Here is a 21,919-nt window from a genome sequence, read left to right on the forward strand (position 1 = left end):
TTGATCAACTTTGGATGCACAACATGCCCGTAAGTGCCCTGCAGCGCGCCCACCGCATTGTCGTCAAGGTGGGTTCCAGCCTGGTAACCAACGAAGGCCGTGGTCTGGACCACGCCGCGCTGGCTCGCTGGGCGGCGGAAATCGCCGAGCTGGCCGCATTGGGCAAAGAGGTAGTGTTGGTGTCATCCGGCGCGGTGGCGGAAGGCGTGGCGCGGCTGGGCTGGAAAGAAAAGCCCACGGCTATTCACGAAAAACAAGCCGCCGCTGCGGTGGGCCAGATGGGTTTGTGCCAGGCCTACGAATCGGCTTTTCGAGCGCATGGTCTGAAAACCGCGCAGGTATTGCTCACGCATGAAGATATGGCTGACCGCACGCGCTATCTGAACGCGCGCACCACGCTGCTCACATTGTTGTCGCTGGGCGTGATTCCGATCATCAATGAGAACGACACAGTGGTCACCGCTGAGATCAAGTTTGGTGACAACGACACGCTGGGCGCGCTGGTGACCAATCTGGTCGAAGGTGATGCGCTGGTTATCCTCACTGACCAGCAAGGCTTGTTCACTGCCGACCCGCGCAAAGACCCGACGGCAACGCTGATTCAGGAAGCACGCGCTGGCGATGCCGCGCTGGAAGCCATGGCTGGCGGCGCGGGTTCCAACGTGGGGACTGGTGGCATGCTAACCAAGGTGATCGCGGCCAAGCGGGCAGCGCGTAGCGGTGCAGCAACCATCATCGCCAGCGGGCGTGAGCAAAAGGTCCTGACCCGCCTGGCCAGCGGCGAAGCCATCGGCACGCAACTGGTGCCGGAGAAAACCCCGCTGGCAGCGCGCAAACAATGGATTGCAGCACATTTGCAAGTGAGGGGGCGCCTAATGCTGGACGAAGGCGCCAGCCGGGCGCTGACGGAGAAAGGGTCCAGCCTGTTGCCGATTGGGGTGATCACGGTCGAAGGCGAGTTCTCCCGCGGCGAGATGGTCAGCTGTATCGACGCCGAAGGACGCGAAATCGCACGTGGTCTGGTCAACTACCCGGCGGGTGATGCACGCCGTATCCTGCGCCAGCCGACCGGGCAGATTGAGGCCATTCTGGGCTATCTGGAAGAACCGGAACTGATCCATCGCGATAACCTGGTGCTGCTGTAATCCTCGCGGGGAAGGCAGAAAAACAAAAAGGACTGCATAGGCAGTCCTTTTTGTTTGAAACGGCACGGCTGGCTTATTTGCCCAGACCAGCGCCATTCTGACCAGCGCCTGCGGTGGTGCCTGCCGGGCTGCGGCAACCAGGGCAACTGGCGTTGACTGGCGTCTTGTTCCCCAGCTCGGATTTCATGTCCTTGATGGAGAGCGGATCGCGCATGCTGCATAGCGAGTCGTACAACGGCGACTGATACGTGTTGTAGCCGCTTTCCTGCACTTGTTGCCATTTACGGGTCAGCGTGGCCCAGACCGGGTTGTCGCTGTTGGCGTAATAGTAAGTGCGGTACTGGCCGGTATCGCAATCCAGCCCTTCGTAAACGTAGTTGTACTTGCCGTTGCGCAGCGGAATACCCACGGCGTAACGCACGATCTTGTCTTTATCCCCGACCGAAAGGCTGTCTTTGGAGATGATGAAGCGCTCGGTACCCCAAGCGTAGTTATTGCGGATTTGCGTCCAGTCGCCCAGCTTGGCCAGCTCCGGCGGGGTGAACGCTTGCTCGGCAGGAACCGGCAGCACGTCTTTAAAGAAATTGGTAAAACTGGATTTTTGCGAGCCATCACCATCGCTGTTGGTGTTGTCGTGATTGGCATCACGCGGATTGTCCGGGTTCTCGCCAACCACACCGGCAAAAACGGGCAGTGCCGCAAACAGGGCGATAAGCGCGGCGGGGATAATGCGTTTCAAGATGTCTAGCTCCATGGGCGGGATGGCCGCAATACCTGTGTGGCGGGGCCGGTCACAACCCGCTAATCATACGCTGATCCGCTTTTCGGCGCGCCTGGCGTGTGTAAATGACCGCTATAAGTGCCGCTCGGCACGGCGGGCGCATCCAGCGTAAAATGCCGGATTCGCCCAGATAATAAATGATATGGAATCGCCCATGGATGCCGATCTTGCCATTGATCTTTCCGGCCTGAATTGCCCGCTGCCGATCTTGCGCACCAAAAAAGCGCTGGCCACTTTGCAAGGCGGCCAGACAGTTCACGTGGTTTGCACCGATCCGGCCACCTTGAAAGACTTTGAAGCTTTCTGCAAACAGACCGGCAACACCTTGCTGCAGGGCGCCGAAATTGACGGCAAATTCATATTCCTGATCCAGAAACGCCAGCAGGCCTGAACCCAAATGACCCAAACCATTACCATTACCCGCCCCGACGACTGGCATCTGCATCTGCGTGATGACGCCTTGATGGCCGCTGTATTGCCGCACACTGCGCGTGAATTTGCCCGCGCCATTGTGATGCCCAATCTCAAGCCGCCGGTGACCACCACAGAACTGGCTGCGGCGTATCGCGCGCGCATTCTTGCCGCATTGCCAGTGGGGCTGGATTTTGAACCGCTGATGACTTTGTATCTGACCGATCGCACTGACGCTGCCGAAGTCGCGCGCGCCAAAGCCTCTGGTTTCGTCCATGGCATCAAGCTGTATCCGGCAGGGGCGACGACCAACTCTGATAGCGGCGTGACATCGTTTGAAAAAGTTATGCCCGCGCTGGAGAAAATGGCCGAATTGGGCCTGCCGTTGCTGGTGCATGGTGAAGTGACCGATCAAAGCGTGGATGTGTTTGATCGTGAAGCCGTGTTTATCGAAACCATTCTGGCGCCGTTGTTGCAACGCCTGCCCGAACTGCGGGTGGTGCTGGAACATATCACCACGCAGCAAGCGGCCGAGTTTGTGGCCTCGTCTTCGGCCAACGTGGCCGCCACGGTCACCGCGCACCATCTGCTGATGAATCGCAACGCCATGTTTACCGGCGGCATTCGTCCGCATCATTACTGCTTGCCGGTGCTCAAGCGCGAATTGCATCGCGAAGCGCTGGTGCGTGCCGTGACCAGTGGCTCGAACAAGTTCTTCCTGGGTACCGACAGTGCACCGCACGCCCGTCACACCAAGGAAAACGCCTGTGGCTGCGCGGGCATGTACACCGCGCACGCCGCATTGCCGCTGTATGCCGAAGTGTTTGACCGCGCCGGCGCACTGGACAAGTTCGAGACCTTCGCCAGCTTTAATGGCCCGGATTTCTACCGCTTGCCGCGCAATAGCGGCTCGGTCACTTTGACTAAAACCGCATGGACAGTGCCGTCTGAATATCCATTTGGCGAAAACACCGTCGTGCCACTACGGGCCGGTGAGCAAATCGACTGGACCCTGAACGCGTGAGGGCGCTGGTCCACCGCAATGCCAGCAAACCGGCCTGGCTGATCTTTGGCCTGGTGCTGCTGGCCACCGCTTTCTGGGGCTGGCCGCTGATTGATTCGCCGCGCTTCGAAAATCATTTTTTCGGCTTGTTCTGGTATTCGATGATCGCTCTGGCGGCGGCGTTCTGGGCTTTTCCGGCAGAACAACGCGTCTACGATGGCGTGCTGGAACGACGCATCTGCCTGTTCGGGCTGATTCCGGTGCGCACGCGGCAAATTCCGCTCAGCGCGTTTACCCGCGTGATGCTGGATCAAGAGCCCAACGTGATCGGCCCGGACAGCATCTGGGTCTGTCTGGCTGACGATGGCGACGCCCGTTTTGTGTTCGCCCACTACCGTGCCACCACCGCGGGTGTGCGCAAAGGGGTGGAGCAAGTACACCGTCTGGCAGAGCTGACTGGATTGCCGTTTGCCCAAAGTGACCCTGAGGCCTGATAATGGCGGCCGCGAAGCAAGCCAGACAGCCGCTGCCCGTTATTAATACACGGGGGGAGGAAAGTCCGGGCTCCGCAGGGCAGGATGCCGGCTAACGGCCGGGCGCCGTGAGGCGACGGAAAGTGCAACAGAGAGTAGACCGCCGATGGCAGGACTTTGGTCCACATTTGCATGATGCGGCTTTGGTCGTGTCTACAAATGGCACAGGCAAGGGTGAAACGGTGCGGTAAGAGCGCACCAGCGTCCCGGGCAACCGGGCGGCTCGGTAAACCCCATCCGGAGCAAGACCAAGCAGCAGGCGTTGAGGTGGCCCGCCGAGCCTGCGGGTAGGTTGCAAGAGCCCACTAGTAATGGTGGGCGTAGAGGAATGGCTGTCAGGATGCGCGAGCATCTGTACAAAACCCGGCTTATCGGCTGGCTTCGCCCCTCACATTTTGCTATTTCAGCATGCATGAAAGCCACCGAGTTGATCGGTGGCTTTTTTGTTTTTAAGCGTGATGGCTGGTTTTATTGGCCAATGTTGGGAGGCCGGATGAAGGCCACTTCCTGGCATAACCGTTAACGGGAATGCAGGCGATATTGGCGTGAGGCAAATGCTGATGGCTCGTTGGCGCATTGCTTCCCCGGATTCTCACTTCGTTTCACCCAGGCTACGGGATTGTTGGTGAACAGTCCCGTTTGAGGGGCCTTGTACTGGATTCCCACCTGTACGGGATTGACGACGTAATGGTTCTTGTTGGTTCTTGTCGTTGATATGACCAGGTGGAATGCGGCCGCTCTACAAAGTCCAATATCGCCACTCAATCGGGAGTTGGTGTGCCGCCAGGAAGAAAAGGCTCTTAAAGCCAGTCCCCCAAATAAAAAAGCCCGGCATAAACCGGGCTTTTTTTGTTGAACCAGCAATCTGCAGATTCAACGCCGCTCAAATACCGTCTTGCGGATTGGCGCCATGCAGGCGCTGCTCCAGATCCAGTACCCGCGCTTCCAGTTCCGCCAGCTTCTCACGGCTGCGCGCCAGCACTTCTTGCTGGATTTCGAATTCTTCACGTGTCACCAGATCCAGCTTGGTGAAGGCCGAACTCATCATTGCCCGCACGTTTTTTTCCACATCACGCGCCGGGCTGTTGGCGATGGCATCGGAGATCTTGCTGGAAATTTCGTCGAACAGTTTTTCCTTGATCATGCCGCTTCTCCTGAATGGTTTGCACCTTATCAGTTTAGCAGAGCAGCGCAGAATGCCTACCGCAGGCTGAAATGCTTACGTGAATATTTCTTCAGGCAATGCGCACTTGCATGGTGCATATTGAATTTTCAACTTGGTTCACGCGCGCAAATTCGGTGCGGTTTACCAGAAATATTTCTGATGGTGCCGTTTATCCGTTGTAAACATTGGGAAAATTTACGCTGGCACGGTTTCTGCTCATAGGGAAACGTCGTTACCGGGACACATGAGGAGCACACCCATGAAATTTGTTACCGCCATCATCAAGCCATTCAAGCTGGATGAGGTTCGTGAAGCCTTGTCGGCAATTGGTGTAGCCGGCTTGACCGTAACTGAAGTGAAGGGATTCGGTCGGCAAAAGGGCCATACCGAACTGTATCGTGGTGCGGAATACGTTGTTGATTTTCTGCCCAAGGTAAAGCTGGAAGTCGCCATTGCCGACGACCTGCTGGACCAGACGCTGGAAGCGATCGAAAAAGCCGCAAACACCGGCAAGATCGGCGACGGCAAGATTTTTGTTTTCGCGCTTGAGCATGTTGTTCGTATTCGTACCGGTGAAACCGGCGAATCTGCAATCTAATAAAATTGGGAAGGAGATGACCCGATGAAAAAAGTCTTTGCGATGTTCGCATTGCTGGGCGCGATGTGTATGGCGGCCCCGAGCTTTGCTGACGATGCCTCCGTGGCTGCAGTGGCATCAGATGCCGCGGCCGTAGTGGCTTCGGATGCGTCGGCAGTTGTTGCCGCCGTAGCTTCGGCGGTAACGACTGACGCTTCAGCCGCTGGCGCCGCTTCGGCCCCCGCCGCTGCCCCGGCTCCTACAGCACCGTTCTCGGTAGATTCGTCCAAGATCAGCAGCGGTGATACCGCGTGGATGTTGACCTCTACCGCACTGGTGCTGTTCATGACCATTCCTGGTCTGGCACTGTTCTACGCCGGTATGGTTCGCAAAAAGAACGTGCTGGCCACTGTGATGCAAAGCTTTGCCATCACTTGTGTCGTCACCATTTTGTGGGTGGTTATCGGTTACTCGCTGGCCTTCACTCCTGGCAACAGCTTTATTGGTGGCTTCTCGCGAGTCATGTTGTCTGGCATGAACTACATCAAGGGTGCCAACGCAACCACGCTGACCGTGAGCCATCTGGCTTCTTCGATCCCGGAATCGGTGTACATGGTCTATCAAATGACCTTCGCCATCATTACTCCGGCACTGATCACCGGCGCGTTTGCTGACCGCATGAAGTTCTCGGCCATGCTGGTGTTCATGGCTCTGTGGTCCATCATTGTTTACGCCCCGATCGCTCACATGGTGTGGGAACCAACAGGCTGGCTGGCAACTGCAGGCGTCCTGGACTTCGCTGGCGGTACTGTTGTGCACATCAACGCCGGTGTTGCCGGTCTGGTTTGCGCCCTGGTTCTGGGCAAGCGTGTTGGTTATGGCAAAGAAGCCATGGCTCCGCACAACCTGGTGCTGTCGCTGATCGGTGCTTCGATGTTGTGGGTGGGCTGGTTCGGCTTCAACGCCGGCTCCGCAGTCGCTGCTGATGGTCGTGCCGGCTTTGCCATGATGACCACACAAGTTGCTACCGCCATGGCGGCACTGGGCTGGATGTTTGCCGAGTGGGTTGCCAAGGGCAAGCCTTCCGTCCTGGGCATCATCTCTGGTGCAGTGGCTGGTCTGGTTGCGATTACCCCGGCATCCGGCTTCGTCGGTGTGGGTGGCGCGCTGATCATCGGCCTGCTGGCTGGTGTGGTTTGCTTCTGGTCCGCTTCGTGGCTCAAGCACAAGCTCGGTTACGACGACTCCCTGGATGCCTTCGGCGTGCACGGTGTTGGCGGTATCCTGGGTGCGATCCTGACCGGTGTATTCGCTGTGAAAGATATCGGTGGTGCTGATGGCAGCGTGATCCTGCAGGTCAAGGGCGTGTTGTGCACCCTGATCTACAGCGGCGTGCTGACCTTCATCCTGCTGAAGATTATTGATGTTGTGATCGGCCTGCGCGTGACTGAAGAAGAAGAACGCGAAGGTCTGGATGTGTCCCTGCACGGCGAACGTGTGGAATAAGTAAAACTATAAAACAGAACACATCCTGTTTGATCGTAAAGAGCAGAGTCGTACCTTCAACCCGCCGCAAGGCGGGTTTTTTTTGTCTGGTGTTTGCGGAGCGCCGGGCGGGACATGCGCAACGTCAACGCCAGTCAGTAACGTTGCGTTATGCTGCTGACTGATCCGGAAAGCCGGGCTCCGCTCGAATCGGCTTGATGCCAAGAGGCAGCATGATCGGCGGCGCGAAGGATTAAACCTCATCAACATGGAGCCGTTGCCGCATGATCGATACCCATACCGCCCGCGCGTTTTTGTTGAACAAATACCAGGGAGCCTGGAGTGCGTTTTACTACGCTGGCACTGCCGGCATCGTGCAGTCGTTCGACCATTTGCGCGAAGAGTGCGCCAAGGTCACCGCGCCCGGGCTGGCCGAGTGGATCGAATATCAGGCGCAAAACGCGCCCCAGCGCAAAACGTTTTTCGGGGGCACGTACTGGTTGCTGCCCTGGTCCAGTGAAAAACGGGATTGAACCGCTTCACTTTCCGTTAAACATGCCCAGTTGTAATGGCTTGGCGCTGACAAAAAAACCGGGCGTGAAGCCCGGTTTTTGCTGAACGTATATCTCGATCGCCAGATTTAGCCCTGTAGTTGCCGAGCCGCTTCAACCGCAATGGCAACCGCATCCACTTCGGTCTTTTTCATGGTCTCAGCGTTGGGCGTTTCCTGTTGGGTGCGGTTCACGATGACCCCGGCGATCATCCCGGCGCGCAGGCCCAGCGCGGCACACATGGTTAGCAGTGTGGCGCTTTCCATCTCGTAGTTCATCACATGCAGCGCTTGCCACTGCTTCATGCTGCCTTCCCATTCCTTGTTCACCCGCCCGGAATAAGTGTCATAACGTTCCTGACCCGGATAAAACGTGTCTGAAGAGGCGGTGATCCCGATATGGGCTGTGGCGTTTTTTGCCTTGGCGGCCGCGACCAGCGCCGTGGTGCAGGCAAAGTCGGCGACGGCGGGGTAAGCGGCAGGTGCAAAGTGATAACTCGCGCCATCCAGCCGTACCGAACCGGTGGTGATCAACACATCGCCCACGTTAATGTGCGGCTGGATAGCGCCAGTGGTGCCGACGCGCAAAAAGGTGCGGATGCCCAGTTGTGCCAGTTCTTCGACCACGATGGATGTCGAAGGGCCGCCGATGCCGGTCGAACATACCACCACGGCCTTGCCGTCGAGTTCACCTAGCCAGGAGTTGAATTCGCGATGGCTGGCCAGTGGCTGCGGGTTGCTCATCAACTCGGCGATGCGCTGGCTGCGGCCCGGGTCACCCGGCACGATGGCGACAGTGGCGCCTTTGAGCATGGCTTTGGTTAAACCCAGGTGAAACACTTCGGATTGCACGTTGGCTTGTGACATTGCGGCTGTCCTTTCTGCTTGCGCGGGCAAGCGGTTATTTATTGGCGTTGGGGTCGAGGTAAAACGCGCCGGGCAGCAACGCGCTGGCGCTGGTCACTTCAACATCGCCCTTGAGATTGGTGAGCACCACTTCCAGTTTGGGCGAGCCCAGTTCAATGATGACCTGGCGGCAGGCGCCACACGGGGCGATCGGGCCATCGGTATCGCCAACTACGGCCAAGGTCTGGAAATCGCCTGGCTTGTAGCCAGCGGCCACCGCGGCAAACAGTGCGGTACGTTCGGCGCAGTTACACAGCCCGTAGGAGGCGTTTTCGACATTACAGCCATGAAACACCTTGCCGTCTCGCGTGAGCAGCGCCGCTCCGACCAGAAACTTTGAATACGGCGCATAAGCCTTCTGCCGCGCGGTTTTTGCTTCATGCATCAGTTGATCGTGATTCATATCGGCTCCTGAAGAATCGCATGCGAGGATCAACATCCTCGCGAAAAGCGGGTTTGATGGCAGATGAATTGCCGCTCACTGCTAGCGTGAGCACGACATGAGCGTTAATTCATTTGTTGTAGCCTGATCCCGGCCTCATGCCTGGTCTTTGCGGCCTGAACGAGGCCAGCCTGGGTTATTCAACATATTGGTAAACCACGGGTGGCAGATCAGGCGCAACCGCTGCCAGCTTGTAGGCGGCGGTGACCTCAGCCACGGCCTGGCGGGCGCTGTTCTCATCCCGGGCGTGTATTACGCCAAGCGGGTCACCTGGTTCAATGCGCTGGCCAATCTCGGCCAATTCGGTCAGCCCTACCGAGTAATCAATGGCGTCGTCGGGTTGGCGCCGTCCGCCGCCCAGATTGACCACCGCCAGCCCAAGCGCGCGGCAATCCACCGCCGAGACGTACCCCGAATGAGTCGCGGTAACAGGCAGGGTGATTCGGGCTTGCGGCAAGTGTCGTTCGGGATGTTCCAGCAAGTCAGCCGGGCCGCCCAGTGTGGCGACCATCCGGGCGAAGCGTTCCGCTGCCGCGCCACTATCCAGGCTGGCCTGCGGTTGTTGCCCGGCTTGTTCAAGCGTGACCGCCAGGCCGCCTTGCAGCAGCATTTGTCCGGCCAGCGCCATGGTCACCTCATGCAAACGCGTCGGGCGGGATTTGCCGGTCAGATAATCAATGGCGCAGCGGATCTCCAGCGCATTGCCAGCACACGGTGCCAGCGACTGGTTCATGTCTGTGAGCAGCGCCGCCGTTTTCAGGCCCGCGCCGTTGCCAACGTCGACAATGCTACGGGCCAGCTCCAGCGACTTTTCCATGGTCGGCATAAACGCGCCGGAACCGGTTTTTACATCCATGACCAGCGCCTGCAAACCGGCGCACAACTTTTTGGAAAGGATGGAGGCGGTAATCATGGCGACCGACTCCACCGTGGCGGTGACATCACGCACCGCGTAAATGCGTTTGTCGGCGGGTGCCAGCGCGGCGGTCTGGCCAATAATCGCGACGCCGGTCTCTCGTACCAGACGGCGGAAAGTGTCGGTATCCGGCGTGATGTTATAGCCGGGAATGGCTTCCAGTTTATCCAGGGTGCCGCCGGTATGCCCAAGGCCACGTCCCGAAATCATCGGCACGAAGCCACTGCAAGCGGCGACCATCGGCCCCAATAATAGTGAGGTGAGATCACCCACGCCGCCGGTGGAATGTTTATCCAGCACCGGCCCTGGCAAATTGGCCGAAGCCCATTCCAGTATCTCGCCCGAATCGCGCATGCCCAGCGTCAGCGCAACGCGCTCGCTGGTGGACATGTCGTTGAAGAAAACGGCCATGGCAAAGGCCGCTATCTGGCTCTCCGACACATTGCCATCGCCCACACCGCGCACAAACCAGCCGATTTCCTCAGCACTGAGTGCAATGTTATCCCGCTTTTTGCGAATGATTTCCTGGGGCAGAAACATGGTGAGTCCTGGGCTGTCGTCGGTGGGATTCAATACCCCACACTACGCGTGGCGCCCGCATCGTGCCCCAGCGTGACCAGTAAATTGCCCAGCAAGCTGGAGGCACCAAAGCGGAACGTCGCCGGGCTCGCCCAAGCCGGGCCCATGATACGGTCGGCAATAGCCAGATAGGCCGCCGCTTCGGCTGCAGTGCGCACGCCGCCAGCGGCCTTGAAGCCGACCGGTTTACCCGAATCGTGTATCGCCTGAATCATGATCTCAGCCGCTTGCAAGGTGGCGTTGACTGGCACTTTGCCGGTCGACGTTTTGATGAAATGCGCACCCGCCGCGATGGCGATTTCACTGGCGCGTTTAATCAGATGGGATTCTTGCAACTCACCCGACTCAATAATCACTTTCAGGGTTTTGTCACCCACCGCCAGCCGGCTTTGTACCACCAGTTTGTGGCCGACTTCCTCGTCTCCTGCCATCAAGGCGCGGAACGGGAACACCACATCGACCTCGTCCGCGCCCAGAATTACGGCTTCGGCGGTTTCTCCGGCCGCAGCCTGCGGATTGGCTTCGCCCTTGGGGAAGTTGGTTACTGTGGCGACGGGAATAGTCAAACCTTTACTGGCCAGCGCTTCTTTGGCGGTTTTGACAAATTGCGCATAGACGCACAGTGCAGCGGGTGTGCCAACCGGGGTATCGGCGGCGGCGGCCAGGGCGCGGATGGATTCGTGTGTGTCGCTGTCATTCAGCGCGGTCAGGTCCATCAGATGCAGCGCGCGCAGGGCGGCTTCGGTGAGTTGGTTGCGATTCAGTTCGGTCATGACAACCTCCGGCTGAAGATAAGATGAAGAACGGGCATTGCGATGCAGTAGACCCGCCCGACGCAGGCGCTTGCAGGTCGGGCCTACGGCTCGGGGACTGGATGCTTAATGCACAGACAAGAAAATACCGGCAATGGTTGCACTCATCAGATTAGAGAGCGTACCGGCCACCACCACGCGCAAGCCGTAGCGAGCCACTTGCGACCGGCGTTCCGGGGCGACGGCAGAGAAACCGCCCGCGAGCACGGCAATCGATGAGAAATTGGCAAAGCCGCACAGCGCGAACGACACAATCGCCAGCGTTTTGGGGTCCAGCACCTGCAAACCAGCGGCAGCAACTGAGGCCGCGTCTTTGAGATAAGGCGCCAAGCCGACATACGCGACAAACTCGTTCAGGATCATTTTCTGGCCGAGGAAGTTGCCAGCGATTTGCGCGTCATGCCACGGCACGCCAATTAGCCAGGCCAGCGGCGAAAAGGCATAACCCAGCAGGTATTCCAGGGTCCAGTTGGGATGACCAAACCAGCCGAAGATGCCGCCGACCACGCCATCGACCAGCGCAATCAGCCCAATAAAGCCAATCAGCATGGCGCCGACATTGAAGGCAATCTGCAAACCGACGGAAACGCCGGATGCGGCGGCTTCAATAACGTTGGCGGGGCGATGTTCGTCAAAGCCGATTTCCTTGAATTCGACTTTGCTTTCTTCGGTGCTCGGGCAAATGATCTTGGCAAACAACAAGCCGCCTGGAATCGCCATGAACGAGGCGGCCAGAAGATATTCCATCTTCACGCCCAGCCCGGCGTAACCCGCCAGCACCGAGCCCGCCACTGCCGCCATGCCACTGGACATCACCGCAAACAATTCCGGCCCGTTCATGTTTTTAACAAACGGTTTGACCACCGCAGGCATCTCGCTCTGGCCCAGAAAAATGGTGGTGGCGGCAGAGAAAGATTCGATCTTGGAAACACCAATGACCTTGTGAAAGAGGGTACCCAGGATCAGCACCACCCATTTCATTACGCCGATGTAATACAGCACCGAAATCAGCGCGGTAACAAAGATGATGGCGGGCAATACGCGGAAGGCGAATACAAAGCCGCCGTCGCCAAAGATTTCAAACATCTTTTTGTCGACCAGGCCGCCGAACAGGAACGAAATACCGTGCTGGCCATAATCGAGCACGTGGTTCACCGCATTGGCGGCACCGGCCAGGATATCTTTGCCGATGGGTACAAACAGGATGAATGCCCCGATCACGATTTGGGTGAGCAAGGCGGCAATGACGACGCGGGGTTTGATCAGGCGGCGGTTATTGGAAACCGCAAAAGCAATCAGTAACAGAACCACCATGCCGAACAGGCTGCGGACGATATCCATCTTTATTGGTACTCCCCGGAAAACGGTTTGTTAACGGTGCTTTTGTCTGCAGCGGCGCGCTTGTGGCACGAGTGCAGCTGGATATGTGAAAGGCATATCAACATACCCGCGGCAGCTGCACGTGTTTTGATGCGTATCCTATTTTTGGCAGAAAACCTGAAATATGCGAATGGGGTTTCCCGCATTGCGCCTCAGGTGGCTGGTGCGGACAGCGCAAATGAAACAACCGCGACAATGCGCGGTTGTGTGGGGAATGCCAGGCCGGTAGCGTTTGGCGCCGGTGTCAGCAGCCTCAGTAGAACTTTTTCAGGTCCATATTGCGGTACATCGCCGCAACGTACTCGCCGTAGCCATTGAACATCAGCGTCTTGCGACGGCTGAATTCGCCAATACGGCGCTCGGTGGCCTGACTCCAGCGCGGGTGATCCACTTCCGGGTTTACGTTGGAGTAAAAACCGTACTCGCTCGGGATCGACTTGTTCCACGCCGTGGCCGGCTGTTTCTCGACCAGCCGGATCTTGACGATGGATTTGGCGCTCTTGAAGCCGTACTTCCACGGCACGATGATCCGCACCGGCGCGCCGTTCTGGTTAGGCAACGGCTTGCCATAAAGGCCGAAGGTCAGCAGCGTGAGCGGATTCATGGCTTCATCCATGCGCAGGCCTTCGGTATACGGCCAGTCCAGCACGCGCTCGGAGACCCCGGGCATTTGCTTTGGGTCGGCCAGCGAAGTGAACTCCACATATTTGGCGTTGCCGTTAGGCTGCACCTGCTTGAGTAGTTCAGACAGCGGAAACCCTTCCCACGGCATCACCATCGACCAGGCTTCCACACAGCGCAGGCGATAGACACGCTCTTCCAGCGGGGCCAGTTTCACCAGGCTATCGATATCAAACGTTTGCGGTTTGGCACATTCGCCCTCAATCCGCACGCTCCATGGCCGCGTTTTCAGCGTGCCGGCATTTTCGCCCGGATCGGATTTATCCGTGCCGAACTCGTAGTAATTGTTGTAGTGGGTGATCTGCTCAAACGTGTTTTTGGCTTCAGTGGTGCTGTATTTGCTGGGCGCCCCGGCAAAGGATGGCGCGGCAGCTGCCATGGCCAGTTCAGGTACAAAGCTTGCCGCCGCCAGCGTACCGGCCGCCTGCATGAACAGTCGGCGTTGCCGGTAGACCTCTTCGGGCGTGATTTCACTCGGTGCGACGTCGGACTTGAAGATAAATCGAGACATGGGTTTCTCCCGCAGGTGGCCTGATAGTGCTTTAGTCGCGCGGCTGGCTTTTTTCTTTCATCGTTATACCGGCATTCTCTTACGAGGCAATGCTTTTGGCATAGGACCGGTATCAATGAAAAAAGTGCAGCACTACAACGATGCTCGATGCAACAACCAGCACCATGGCGGTGATGTTGACGGCTCGATCAACCTCTTGCCGGGCTCGCGGGAACAGGCGGCTGAAAATCAGCCAGGCGGCAAGCAGTAGGAAAATGAGGCGTAGAGCCAAGGAAAATGCTGAAAGCACTTGGGAGTTTTCTGGCGGCGTAAGAGTGAGGATCAGGTGGGGACAGCGCGCGTTAGCACTGGCAATACTTAATGTAGCACTTTAAGTACGGATCGCTGATGCCTGATTTTGAGTGAATTTATTAAATCGCAGTTTACTGACGATGACCATTATAAGTGATTGTATAGAAACAGAAAAATCCGTGAGCGCCCCTTGTGGCGCCTTTTTATTTGCTCTATAGTGGGGCGAAGTGGGAGAAAGTGGGTGAAAGTGTCCTTTTCTGCTCCACAACACCAGGAAAAACCAGGCAATGTTCGGCGGCGTAGCAACTCTTAATCTCGACAGCAAAGGGCGTTTGGCCATACCGGCCAGGCACCGCGAACTGCTGTCTGCCCATTGCGCCGGCAAACTGGTCATTACCGTTGAGCCGGCAGGCTGCCTGCTGGTCTATCCCGAACCAGACTGGGTGCCGGTTCGCGACAAACTCAATCAATTGTCCGGCGCACAGGTGAGCATTCGCCGCGTGATCGTCGGGCATGCCGAAGAAATCGAAATGGATGGCGCCGGTCGCGTGCTGATCCCTCCTCGCTTGCGGCAAATTGCCGGGCTGGACAAGGAAGTCGCACTGGTGGGCATGGGTAACAAGTTCGAGTTATGGGATGACGCCAAATGGGCCGCGCAAACTGCGTCCGTACTGGCGATTGACCCGGCCGAACTGGCCCAGCAAATGCAAGGTATCGTGCTGTGAGTTTTATCCATCGCACGGTCTTGCTCGACGAAGCGGTCGAGGCTCTCGCCATTATCCCCGATGGCATCTATGTCGACGGGACTTTCGGTCGCGGCGGCCACAGCCGTCTCATTCTCTCAAAACTTGGCCCCAATGGTCGTCTGATCGGATTCGACAAGGATCTGCAGGCCATTGCTGAAGCCAACACCATTACTGACCCACGTTTCACCATCGTCCATGAAGGCTTTGCCGGACTGGCGCAGGCGCTGGACGACCTGGGCGTGTCGCAGATTGATGGCGTATTGCTGGACCTTGGGGTTTCTTCCCCGCAACTGGACGACGGAAGTCGCGGCTTTAGTTTCCGCTTCGACGCTCCGCTCGATATGCGCATGGACACCACCCGCGGCATGACTGCTGCGCAGTGGATTAACAGCGCCGATGTAAAAGAAATTGCCGAGGTGGTACGTGACTATGGCGAAGAGCGGTTTGCTAAACAGGTTGCAACAGCGATTGTTGCGGGTCGGGACATCGAGCCCATCACGACTACACGCCAACTTGCCGCGCTCGTGGCAAAGGCCGTCCGTACCCGTGAGCCGGGCCAGGATCCGGCGACGCGTACCTTCCAGGCTGTACGGATTTTCATTAATCGGGAGCTTGAAGAGCTCTCGCTGATCCTGCCGCAAGCCTTGGCCAGACTGAAGCCGGGCGGACGTTTATCGGTGATCGCCTTCCATTCGCTGGAAGACCGCATCGTCAAACAGTTCATGCAGCATGCGTCCAAGTCGCACATGCCGGACAGACTGCCGCTACGGGCGTCGGAAATGCCGGTGCCACCCTTGAGAATCATCGGCAAGCCCATTCGGGCAAGCGATGAGGAGGTGGCAGCAAACCCCAGGGCTAGAAGTGCGATTCTGCGGGTGGCAGAAAGAACGGAGGCGGCGCTGTGATCCGCCTCAATCTATTTTTACTGACCCTCGCAATTGTTTGCGCTCTCTCCGTGGTTACCAGTCAGCACCGTTCGCGCAAGGCCTACGGAGAACTCCAGAAAGAACAAGAGGTTGCACGTCAACGCGATGTGGAATGGGGTCAGTTGCAGCTGGAAGAAAGCACTTGGGCGATGCACTCGCGTATTGAGTCCGAGGCCACGCAACGACTGAATATGCAGATGCCAGGCGCCGCACGCACGCAAGTGATCGGCCCGGAAGGTACCGCGATTGGTCGCGCGGCCACCAAAGCGGACCTGAAAGAATGAACGCCCGTGTCTCTTCCGTGCGCCCGCATCAACGTTACGCCCACGTGCTCAAGCTCGAGCGCTGGCGTGTCTGGGCGATTCTGACCGGCTTGATGGCGCTGTTCGTGGTGCTTCTGGCGCGCGGCTTGTATCTGCAAGCGTTCAACGAGTCATTCCTGCAAAGTCAGGGTGATGCGCGTTATACCCGTGCGCTCAAGCTGGAAGCCAATCGCGGCATGATCACCGATCGCAATGGCGATCCGCTGGCGATTTCTACGCCGGTGCAATCCATCTGGTGCAGCCCGCGCGGCATGATTTTGCTGCCGCCAGGGCAAAAGCGTGATGACGATTGGGAACCGGCGAACGATAAGGACCCGGTACCGGTGTCACGTGACGAAGTCGCTACCTTGGCCAAATCGCTGGGCATGACCACCGACGACATCTTCAAGAAGATTGTCGCGGTCTCACGTAAAGGCCCGAACGGCGAAGACATTCGCCCGGATTTTGTGTGGCTCAAGCGCGGCCTGTCACCTGCTGACGCCAAGACCGTGCTGGCCTTGAATGTGCCCGGCGTTTATGCGCAAACCGAATATCGCCGTTACTACCCCGCCGGGGAAGTGATGGCGCACATTATTGGCTTCACCAATATTGACGGCAAAGGGCAGGAAGGCTTCGAGCTGACCCGCGACAGCATGCTGGCCGGCAAACCCGGTAGCCGCACGGTGATTCGTGACCGCCGCGGCTATATCGTTGAAGACATCTCCACCATCATTCCTCCGCGCGATGGCGAAACACTGACTTTGTCGGTGGACAAGCGCATCCAGTATCTGGCTTATCGCGAACTGAAAGCGGCTGTGGAATTGAACAAGGCCGTGGGCGGCGGCATCGTGGTGCTCGACGCCCATACCGGCGAAGTATTGGCGCTGGCCAATGCGCCGTCCTACAACCCGAACAGCCGCAACCGCATTGACCCTGCTGCACGCCGCAACCGGGCGCTGACCGATATCTATGAGCCTGGTTCGGTCATGAAGCCGGTGACGATCTCGGCAGTAATGGATTCCGGCAAGATCACGGCTAATTCCAAGGTTGATACCTTCAACGGCACCATGTCGATCGGTCCGGCGACCATTCACGACACCCACCACGGTGGCGTGCTGAGTATCGCCCAGGTTATCCAGCAGTCATCCAACGTCGGCGCTGCGCGTATCTCATTGATGATGCCGCGCGAATACATGTGGAACGCCTATCACAACGCCGGTTTCGGGGAGCCACCGCACAGTGGTTTTCCGGGTGAAGCGGGCGGTATTTTGCGTAACTGGAAGAACTGGCGCCCCATTGAACAAGCCACCATGGCCTTTGGCAACGGGATTTCGGTCAGCCTGATGCAAATGGCGCGGGCTTACCAGATGTTTGCCGATCAAGGCCAGATTCACCCGATCACCTTTACCAAGCTGGTCGCCCCCATGCCGGGCAAGCAAGTGATTACTCCTGCCAGCGCCCAGGCTATGCGCGACATGATGGAATCCGTCGTGCAGCCAGGCGGGACCGGCGTTGCCGCGCGCGTGGTCGGTTATCGCGTGGCGGGCAAGACCGGTACTTCACACAAGCTGGAAGGTGGCCAGTATGTGAACAAGTACATTGCCTCCTTTATCGGTATGGCGCCAGCATCTGACCCCCGTTTGATTATCGCCGTCATGATTGATGAACCCACTGGCGCCAAACACTTCGGTGGTTCGGTTGCGGGGCCGGTGTTCAGCAATGTCATGGCTGGCAGTTTGCGTTTGCTGGGCGTGCCGCCCGATGCGCCGACCGACAATATCCTGCTGCCTGCGCCCGACGAATCGGACGCAAGGGAATAAACATGAAGCCCAAAACCTGGAATCTGTCCCCGCTGGACCTGGCTGCAATCGACAAGATCGCCGCAGGTAGACCGGTGCGCGCAGATAGCCGCCTTGTGGATGCGGGCGACGTGTTTCTTGCCTTTCAGGGTGAGTACTCGGACGGGCGCTCGTATATAGGTAGCGCGGTGGGGCGCGGCGCTGGTGCAGTGCTGTGGGAAGCGGAAGATTTTTCGTGGCAGCAAAGCTGGCAAGTGCCCAATCTACCATTGCCGCAATTGCGCGCGCAGGCGGGCATCGTCGCCTCCCATTTGTTGGGCGATCCTTCCAAAGCGTTGTTAGTGGTCGGTGTGACAGGCACCAATGGCAAAACCTCAATCGCTCATTGGCTGGCGCAAGCATTTACCTTGCTGGGCAACAAAACGGGCTTGATGGGCACCATGGGCAATGGCTTGTGGGGCGCGCAGGAAGCATCCAGCCACACCACGCTTGATCCGGTCGCTGTGCAGCAGTGGATGGCGCGGTTCCGCGATCAAGGTGCTAGCCAGGTGGTGATGGAAGTTTCTTCGCATGGTCTGGCTCAAGCGCGCGTACATGGCGTGGCTTTCGATATCGCCGTGTTCACCAATCTGACTCGCGATCACCTGGATTACCACGGCACCATGCAAGCCTACGGCGCCGAAAAGGCCCGTCTGTTTGCCTGGGAAGGACTCAAAACCGCCGTGATCAATGTGGACGACGAATTTGGCCGCGAGCTAGCCAAATCGACCACAGCACAGCAAGTATTTACCTACGGCATCGACCAAGGTGATCTGCGTGCGGTGGCGGTTCATGCCTCGCTCAACGGTCTGGCGCTGGAAATCGAAACGCCAATGGGCCGCGCCAGCATCGTTAGTCAGTTGATTGGCCGCTTTAACGTCTACAACCTGCTGGCCGCGCTGGGCGTGTTGTTGTCTGCCGGTGTGCCGCTGGCCAATGCCGCCCAGGTCTTGAGCGAGATCGAACCCGCTGGCGGGCGCATGCAGCGTCTGGGTGGTGGCCGCTTGCCGCTGGTGGTGGTGGATTACGCCCATACGCCGGACGCGCTGGAAAAAGCCCTGGCTACGTTGCGTGAAGCCATGCCTGCCGGTAAACGCTTGTACTGCATTTTTGGTTGCGGCGGCGACCGCGATCCGGGCAAGCGCCCCATGATGGCCAAGATCGCTTGTGACCTGGCCGACAACGTCATTATCACCAGCGACAACCCACGTACCGAAAGCCCGCAAAAAATTGTGGAAGACATCGTGGCCGGCGTTGAAGGTGTGTATGGCCTGGGTGATCACAACTACGCCATTAGTCTCGATCGGCGCGTGGCCATTGAAGACACCATTGACCTGGCCGGCCCGGATGACGTGGTGCTGATCGCCGGTAAAGGTCACGAGACTTATCAAGAAATCAATGGTGTGCGCCAGCATTTCGACGATGTCGAAGAGGCGCGTGCAGCTTTGGAAAGGAAGCAGTAAATGATGCTGACCCTGCGCGAAACAGCGCTGGCCCTTGATGGTTTGCTGACAGGCGATGCCGACATCGCCTTTGTCCGCGTGACCACCGACAGCCGCGACATCAAGCCGGGTGATCTGTACGTTGCGCTCAAGGGCGAGCGGTTTGATGGTCATGATTTTGCCGCCGATGCTTTGGCGCAAGGTGCCGTCGCGGTGCTGGTAGAGCGTGCGGTAAGTGGCACGCATATTGTCGTGCCCGATACCCTGGCCGCGCTGGGCAAACTCGCCGCCTACTGGCGCGAGCGCATGACCGACCTGAAAGTGATCGCCGTGACTGGCAGCGGTGGCAAAACCACCGTCAAGGAAATGATCGCCACCATCCTGATCACCCGCTTTGGTGAAGAGGCGGTGTTGGCGACGCGTGGCAACCTGAACAACCACATTGGCGTGCCACTGACCTTGTTACGCCTGACCGCGCAACATCGTTTTGCGGTGATTGAAATGGGCATGAACCATTTCGGCGAGATTGATTACCTGACTCATCTGGCCCGCCCGGATGTGGCCGTAGTCAACAACGCGCTGCGCGCTCATCTGGAAGCCTTGGGCTCGGTGGAAGGCGTGGCCCGGGCCAAGGGTGAGATTTTTGGCGGACTGAAAGCAGGCGGCACAGCGGTAATCAACGCTGATGACGCCAATGCTGCGTTGTGGAGCCAGTTGGCCAACGGCAATCGCCAACTCAGCTTTGGTCTGCACACCGCCGACATGCATGCACGGGACATCGTCGAAACGGCGGAAGGCTCGGAATTTATCCTCGGTGTGCCGATCGATGAAACCCGCGTGCTGCTGCCTGCGCCGGGCCTGCATAACGTGCGTAACGCGCTGGCCGCTGCCGCTGCCACTTACGCTGCCGGGCTGGACGTGACGCAAATTGCTGCTGGCCTGCGGCAATACAAAGGCGTGAAAGGCCGACTCGAACGCAAAGTGGCGGCCAATGGCACCCAATTGATCGACGACACCTACAACGCCAATCCGGATTCGATGCGCGCCGCGGTCGATGTACTGACTACCTTGGCCCGCGCCGGTGGCAAGCCATCTATCCTGGTGCTGGGTGATATGGGCGAAGTTGGCCCTGATGCTGCTGATCTGCATGCAGAAATCGGCAAATACGCCAAAGAGCAGGGCGTGAAGCAACTGTTTACCTTGGGCGAACAAATGGCCAATGCCGCGCGTGAGTTCGGCAACAAGCATTCGGCCACGCTGGAAGACCTGATGGCCACGCTGCAAACGGCAGTGACACCAGACAGCCTGGTGTTGGTGAAAGGTTCGCGCTTCATGCGTATGGAACGGGTAGTACAAGCGCTGCAAGACATCGCCCAAAACAACAATAAAAAGGATGCCTGAGCCATGTTGCTGCTACTGACTCAATGGCTGGCCGAATCGATCCGCGCTTTCAACGTGTTCAACTACATCTCGTTGCGTGCGGTGCTGGCCATGATTACGGCCTTGGGAATTTCGTGGGCGCTGGGCCCGCTGGTGATCCGCAAACTGACCGAAATGAAAGTCGGCCAATCCGTACGCAGCGATGGCCCGCAGACTCACCTGGTCAAAGCCGGTACCCCGACCATGGGCGGCACGCTTATTCTGCTGTCGATTGGCATAACCACCCTGCTGTGGGGCGAGCTGAACAACAAATACGTGTGGCTGGTACTGATTGTGACGCTGGCTACCGGCGTCATCGGTTTTATCGACGATTACAAAAAGGTCGCGCTCAAAAACCCTAAGGGTTTGAGCGCCAAAGCCAAGATGCTCGGCCAGTCGGCCATCGCCATTGGCGCGGGCGTGTTCCTGGTCAACGCGGGCCAGCTGCCGTCGCATACCGGGTTCATCATCCCGTTTTACAAAGAAATCCTGTACCCGTTCGGCGCGATCGGCTTTTGCGTGCTGACCTATTTCGTGATCGTTGGCACTTCCAACGCCGTCAACCTCACCGATGGCCTCGACGGTCTGGCGATCATGCCAACGGTGCTGGTCTCCGGTGCGTTCTGCATTTTTGCCTACGTGGCCGGTAATGCCGTGTTCTCCAAATACCTGGGCATTCCGCATGTGCCGGGCGCCGGTGAACTGGTGATCTTCTGCGCCGCAATGGCCGGTGCCGGGCTCGGATTTTTATGGTTTAACGCCTACCCGGCGGAAGTGTTCATGGGCGACGTTGGCGCACTGGCACTCGGCGCGGGTCTGGGCACTGTGGCCGTGATCGTGCGCCAGGAAATCGTGTTGCTGATCATGGGCGGCGTGTTTGTGGTGGAAGCCCTGTCGGTGATGATCCAGGTCGCCAGCTTCAAGCTCACCGGCAAGCGGGTTTTCAGAATGGCGCCGCTGCATCACCACTACGAATTGAAAGGCTGGAAAGAGACGCAGGTTGTGGTGCGTTTCTGGATTATCACCATGCTGCTGGTGATGGCCGGTCTGGCCACACTGAAACTGCGTTAAGGAATCG

23 protein-coding genes and 1 other RNA gene are annotated in these 21,919 nt (G+C 58.1%); 15 read left to right on the forward strand and 9 right to left on the reverse strand.

Annotated features, from left to right (window positions below):
• The first annotated feature begins 23 nt into the window (after positions 1-23).
• On the forward strand, positions 24-1,145 hold the full coding sequence (gene proB, locus P4L78_RS20935) for a glutamate 5-kinase (RefSeq protein WP_283147529.1): 1,122 nt from the start codon (positions 24-26) through the stop codon (positions 1,143-1,145).
• A 73-nt stretch (positions 1,146-1,218) separates the two neighbouring features.
• Here proB and P4L78_RS20940 read toward each other — a convergent pair whose 3' ends face one another.
• Positions 1,219-1,884 carry a CNP1-like family protein gene (locus P4L78_RS20940; RefSeq protein ID WP_309330473.1) on the reverse strand — a complete coding sequence of 222 codons (666 nt, stop codon included), beginning with the start codon at positions 1,882-1,884 and terminating at the stop codon, positions 1,219-1,221.
• Positions 1,885-2,080: 196 nt separating this feature from the next.
• On the opposite strand from P4L78_RS20940, the gene P4L78_RS20945 reads away from it, so the two are divergent.
• From P4L78_RS20945 to rnpB, 4 genes are all read left to right on the forward strand, one after another.
• A complete protein-coding gene (locus P4L78_RS20945; RefSeq protein WP_283147531.1) occupies positions 2,081-2,317 on the forward strand; it encodes a sulfurtransferase TusA family protein in 237 nt (78 codons plus the stop codon).
• Between the two features lie 6 nt (positions 2,318-2,323).
• Positions 2,324-3,361 carry a dihydroorotase gene (gene pyrC / locus P4L78_RS20950; RefSeq protein WP_309330475.1) on the forward strand — a complete coding sequence of 346 codons (1,038 nt, stop codon included), beginning with the start codon at positions 2,324-2,326 and terminating at the stop codon, positions 3,359-3,361.
• Complete coding sequence (locus tag P4L78_RS20955; protein ID WP_309330477.1) at positions 3,358-3,834, forward strand: hypothetical protein; 477 nt, start codon at positions 3,358-3,360, stop codon at positions 3,832-3,834. Before pyrC ends, P4L78_RS20955 begins: the two co-directional genes overlap by 4 nt.
• A gap of 13 nt (positions 3,835-3,847) precedes the next feature.
• An RNA gene (gene rnpB, locus P4L78_RS20960) (RNase P RNA component class A) lies at positions 3,848-4,260 on the forward strand.
• A 496-nt stretch (positions 4,261-4,756) separates the two neighbouring features.
• On the opposite strand, the gene P4L78_RS20965 is transcribed toward rnpB, so the two are convergent.
• A complete protein-coding gene (locus P4L78_RS20965) occupies positions 4,757-5,017 on the reverse strand; it encodes an accessory factor UbiK family protein (protein ID WP_283147534.1) in 261 nt (86 codons plus the stop codon).
• Positions 5,018-5,297: 280 nt separating this feature from the next.
• On the opposite strand from P4L78_RS20965, the gene glnK reads away from it, so the two are divergent.
• From glnK to P4L78_RS20980, 3 genes are all read left to right on the forward strand, one after another.
• Positions 5,298-5,636, forward strand: a complete 339-nt coding sequence (glnK, locus tag P4L78_RS20970; RefSeq protein ID WP_283147535.1) for a P-II family nitrogen regulator — start codon at positions 5,298-5,300, stop codon at positions 5,634-5,636.
• Positions 5,637-5,660: 24 nt separating this feature from the next.
• Entirely contained in the window at positions 5,661-7,121 is a 1,461-nt protein-coding gene (locus P4L78_RS20975; protein ID WP_283147536.1) for an ammonium transporter, read from the forward strand.
• Positions 7,122-7,384: 263 nt separating this feature from the next.
• Entirely contained in the window at positions 7,385-7,633 is a 249-nt protein-coding gene (locus P4L78_RS20980; protein ID WP_283147537.1) for a hypothetical protein, read from the forward strand.
• 107 nt (positions 7,634-7,740) lie between these two features.
• On the opposite strand, the gene udp is transcribed toward P4L78_RS20980, so the two are convergent.
• From udp to P4L78_RS22975, 7 genes are all read right to left on the reverse strand, one after another.
• The gene (gene udp / locus P4L78_RS20985; RefSeq protein WP_283147538.1) at positions 7,741-8,517 is read right to left on the reverse strand and encodes a uridine phosphorylase; all 777 of its coding nucleotides are present in this window, start codon (positions 8,515-8,517) and stop codon (positions 7,741-7,743) included.
• 34 nt (positions 8,518-8,551) lie between these two features.
• Positions 8,552-8,959 carry a cytidine deaminase gene (locus P4L78_RS20990; protein ID WP_283147539.1) on the reverse strand — a complete coding sequence of 136 codons (408 nt, stop codon included), beginning with the start codon at positions 8,957-8,959 and terminating at the stop codon, positions 8,552-8,554.
• Between the two features lie 175 nt (positions 8,960-9,134).
• Positions 9,135-10,454, reverse strand: a complete 1,320-nt coding sequence (gene deoA, locus P4L78_RS20995) for a thymidine phosphorylase (RefSeq protein ID WP_309330481.1) — start codon at positions 10,452-10,454, stop codon at positions 9,135-9,137.
• A 29-nt stretch (positions 10,455-10,483) separates the two neighbouring features.
• Positions 10,484-11,266 carry a deoxyribose-phosphate aldolase gene (gene deoC / locus P4L78_RS21000; RefSeq protein ID WP_309330483.1) on the reverse strand — a complete coding sequence of 261 codons (783 nt, stop codon included), beginning with the start codon at positions 11,264-11,266 and terminating at the stop codon, positions 10,484-10,486.
• Between the two features lie 105 nt (positions 11,267-11,371).
• Positions 11,372-12,646 (reverse strand): NupC/NupG family nucleoside CNT transporter, encoded by a 1,275-nt coding sequence (locus P4L78_RS21005; RefSeq protein ID WP_283147542.1) that lies wholly within the window; start codon positions 12,644-12,646, stop codon positions 11,372-11,374.
• A gap of 292 nt (positions 12,647-12,938) precedes the next feature.
• Positions 12,939-13,877, reverse strand: a complete 939-nt coding sequence (gene msrP, locus P4L78_RS21010) for a protein-methionine-sulfoxide reductase catalytic subunit MsrP (protein ID WP_309330485.1) — start codon at positions 13,875-13,877, stop codon at positions 12,939-12,941.
• Positions 13,878-13,989: 112 nt separating this feature from the next.
• On the reverse strand, positions 13,990-14,166 hold the full coding sequence (locus tag P4L78_RS22975; protein WP_405051583.1) for a protein MIGRI: 177 nt from the start codon (positions 14,164-14,166) through the stop codon (positions 13,990-13,992).
• A 289-nt stretch (positions 14,167-14,455) separates the two neighbouring features.
• On the opposite strand from P4L78_RS22975, the gene mraZ reads away from it, so the two are divergent.
• From mraZ to mraY, 7 genes are read left to right on the forward strand one after another with little or no spacing between them, the layout of a single operon-like run.
• The gene (gene mraZ, locus P4L78_RS21020; protein ID WP_309330489.1) at positions 14,456-14,893 is read left to right on the forward strand and encodes a division/cell wall cluster transcriptional repressor MraZ; all 438 of its coding nucleotides are present in this window, start codon (positions 14,456-14,458) and stop codon (positions 14,891-14,893) included.
• Positions 14,890-15,819 carry a 16S rRNA (cytosine(1402)-N(4))-methyltransferase RsmH gene (gene rsmH / locus P4L78_RS21025; protein WP_309330490.1) on the forward strand — a complete coding sequence of 310 codons (930 nt, stop codon included), beginning with the start codon at positions 14,890-14,892 and terminating at the stop codon, positions 15,817-15,819. Before mraZ ends, rsmH begins: the two co-directional genes overlap by 4 nt.
• Positions 15,816-16,124, forward strand: a complete 309-nt coding sequence (ftsL, locus tag P4L78_RS21030; RefSeq protein WP_283147547.1) for a cell division protein FtsL — start codon at positions 15,816-15,818, stop codon at positions 16,122-16,124. The genes rsmH and ftsL overlap by 4 nt, the downstream gene beginning before the upstream one ends.
• The gene (locus P4L78_RS21035; protein WP_283147548.1) at positions 16,121-17,962 is read left to right on the forward strand and encodes a penicillin-binding protein 2; all 1,842 of its coding nucleotides are present in this window, start codon (positions 16,121-16,123) and stop codon (positions 17,960-17,962) included. Before ftsL ends, P4L78_RS21035 begins: the two co-directional genes overlap by 4 nt.
• Before the next feature lie 2 nt (positions 17,963-17,964).
• Positions 17,965-19,443, forward strand: coding sequence for a UDP-N-acetylmuramoyl-L-alanyl-D-glutamate--2,6-diaminopimelate ligase (locus P4L78_RS21040; RefSeq protein WP_309330492.1), 1,479 nt, complete (start codon positions 17,965-17,967; stop codon positions 19,441-19,443).
• Entirely contained in the window at positions 19,444-20,823 is a 1,380-nt protein-coding gene (gene murF / locus P4L78_RS21045) for a UDP-N-acetylmuramoyl-tripeptide--D-alanyl-D-alanine ligase (RefSeq protein ID WP_309330493.1), read from the forward strand.
• A gap of 3 nt (positions 20,824-20,826) precedes the next feature.
• On the forward strand, positions 20,827-21,912 hold the full coding sequence (gene mraY / locus P4L78_RS21050; protein ID WP_283147551.1) for a phospho-N-acetylmuramoyl-pentapeptide-transferase: 1,086 nt from the start codon (positions 20,827-20,829) through the stop codon (positions 21,910-21,912).
• Positions 21,913-21,919 lie beyond the last annotated feature (7 nt).

The organism is Silvimonas sp., assembly GCF_031291215.1.
Lineage (GTDB): Bacteria > Pseudomonadota > Gammaproteobacteria > Burkholderiales > Chitinibacteraceae > Silvimonas > Silvimonas soli.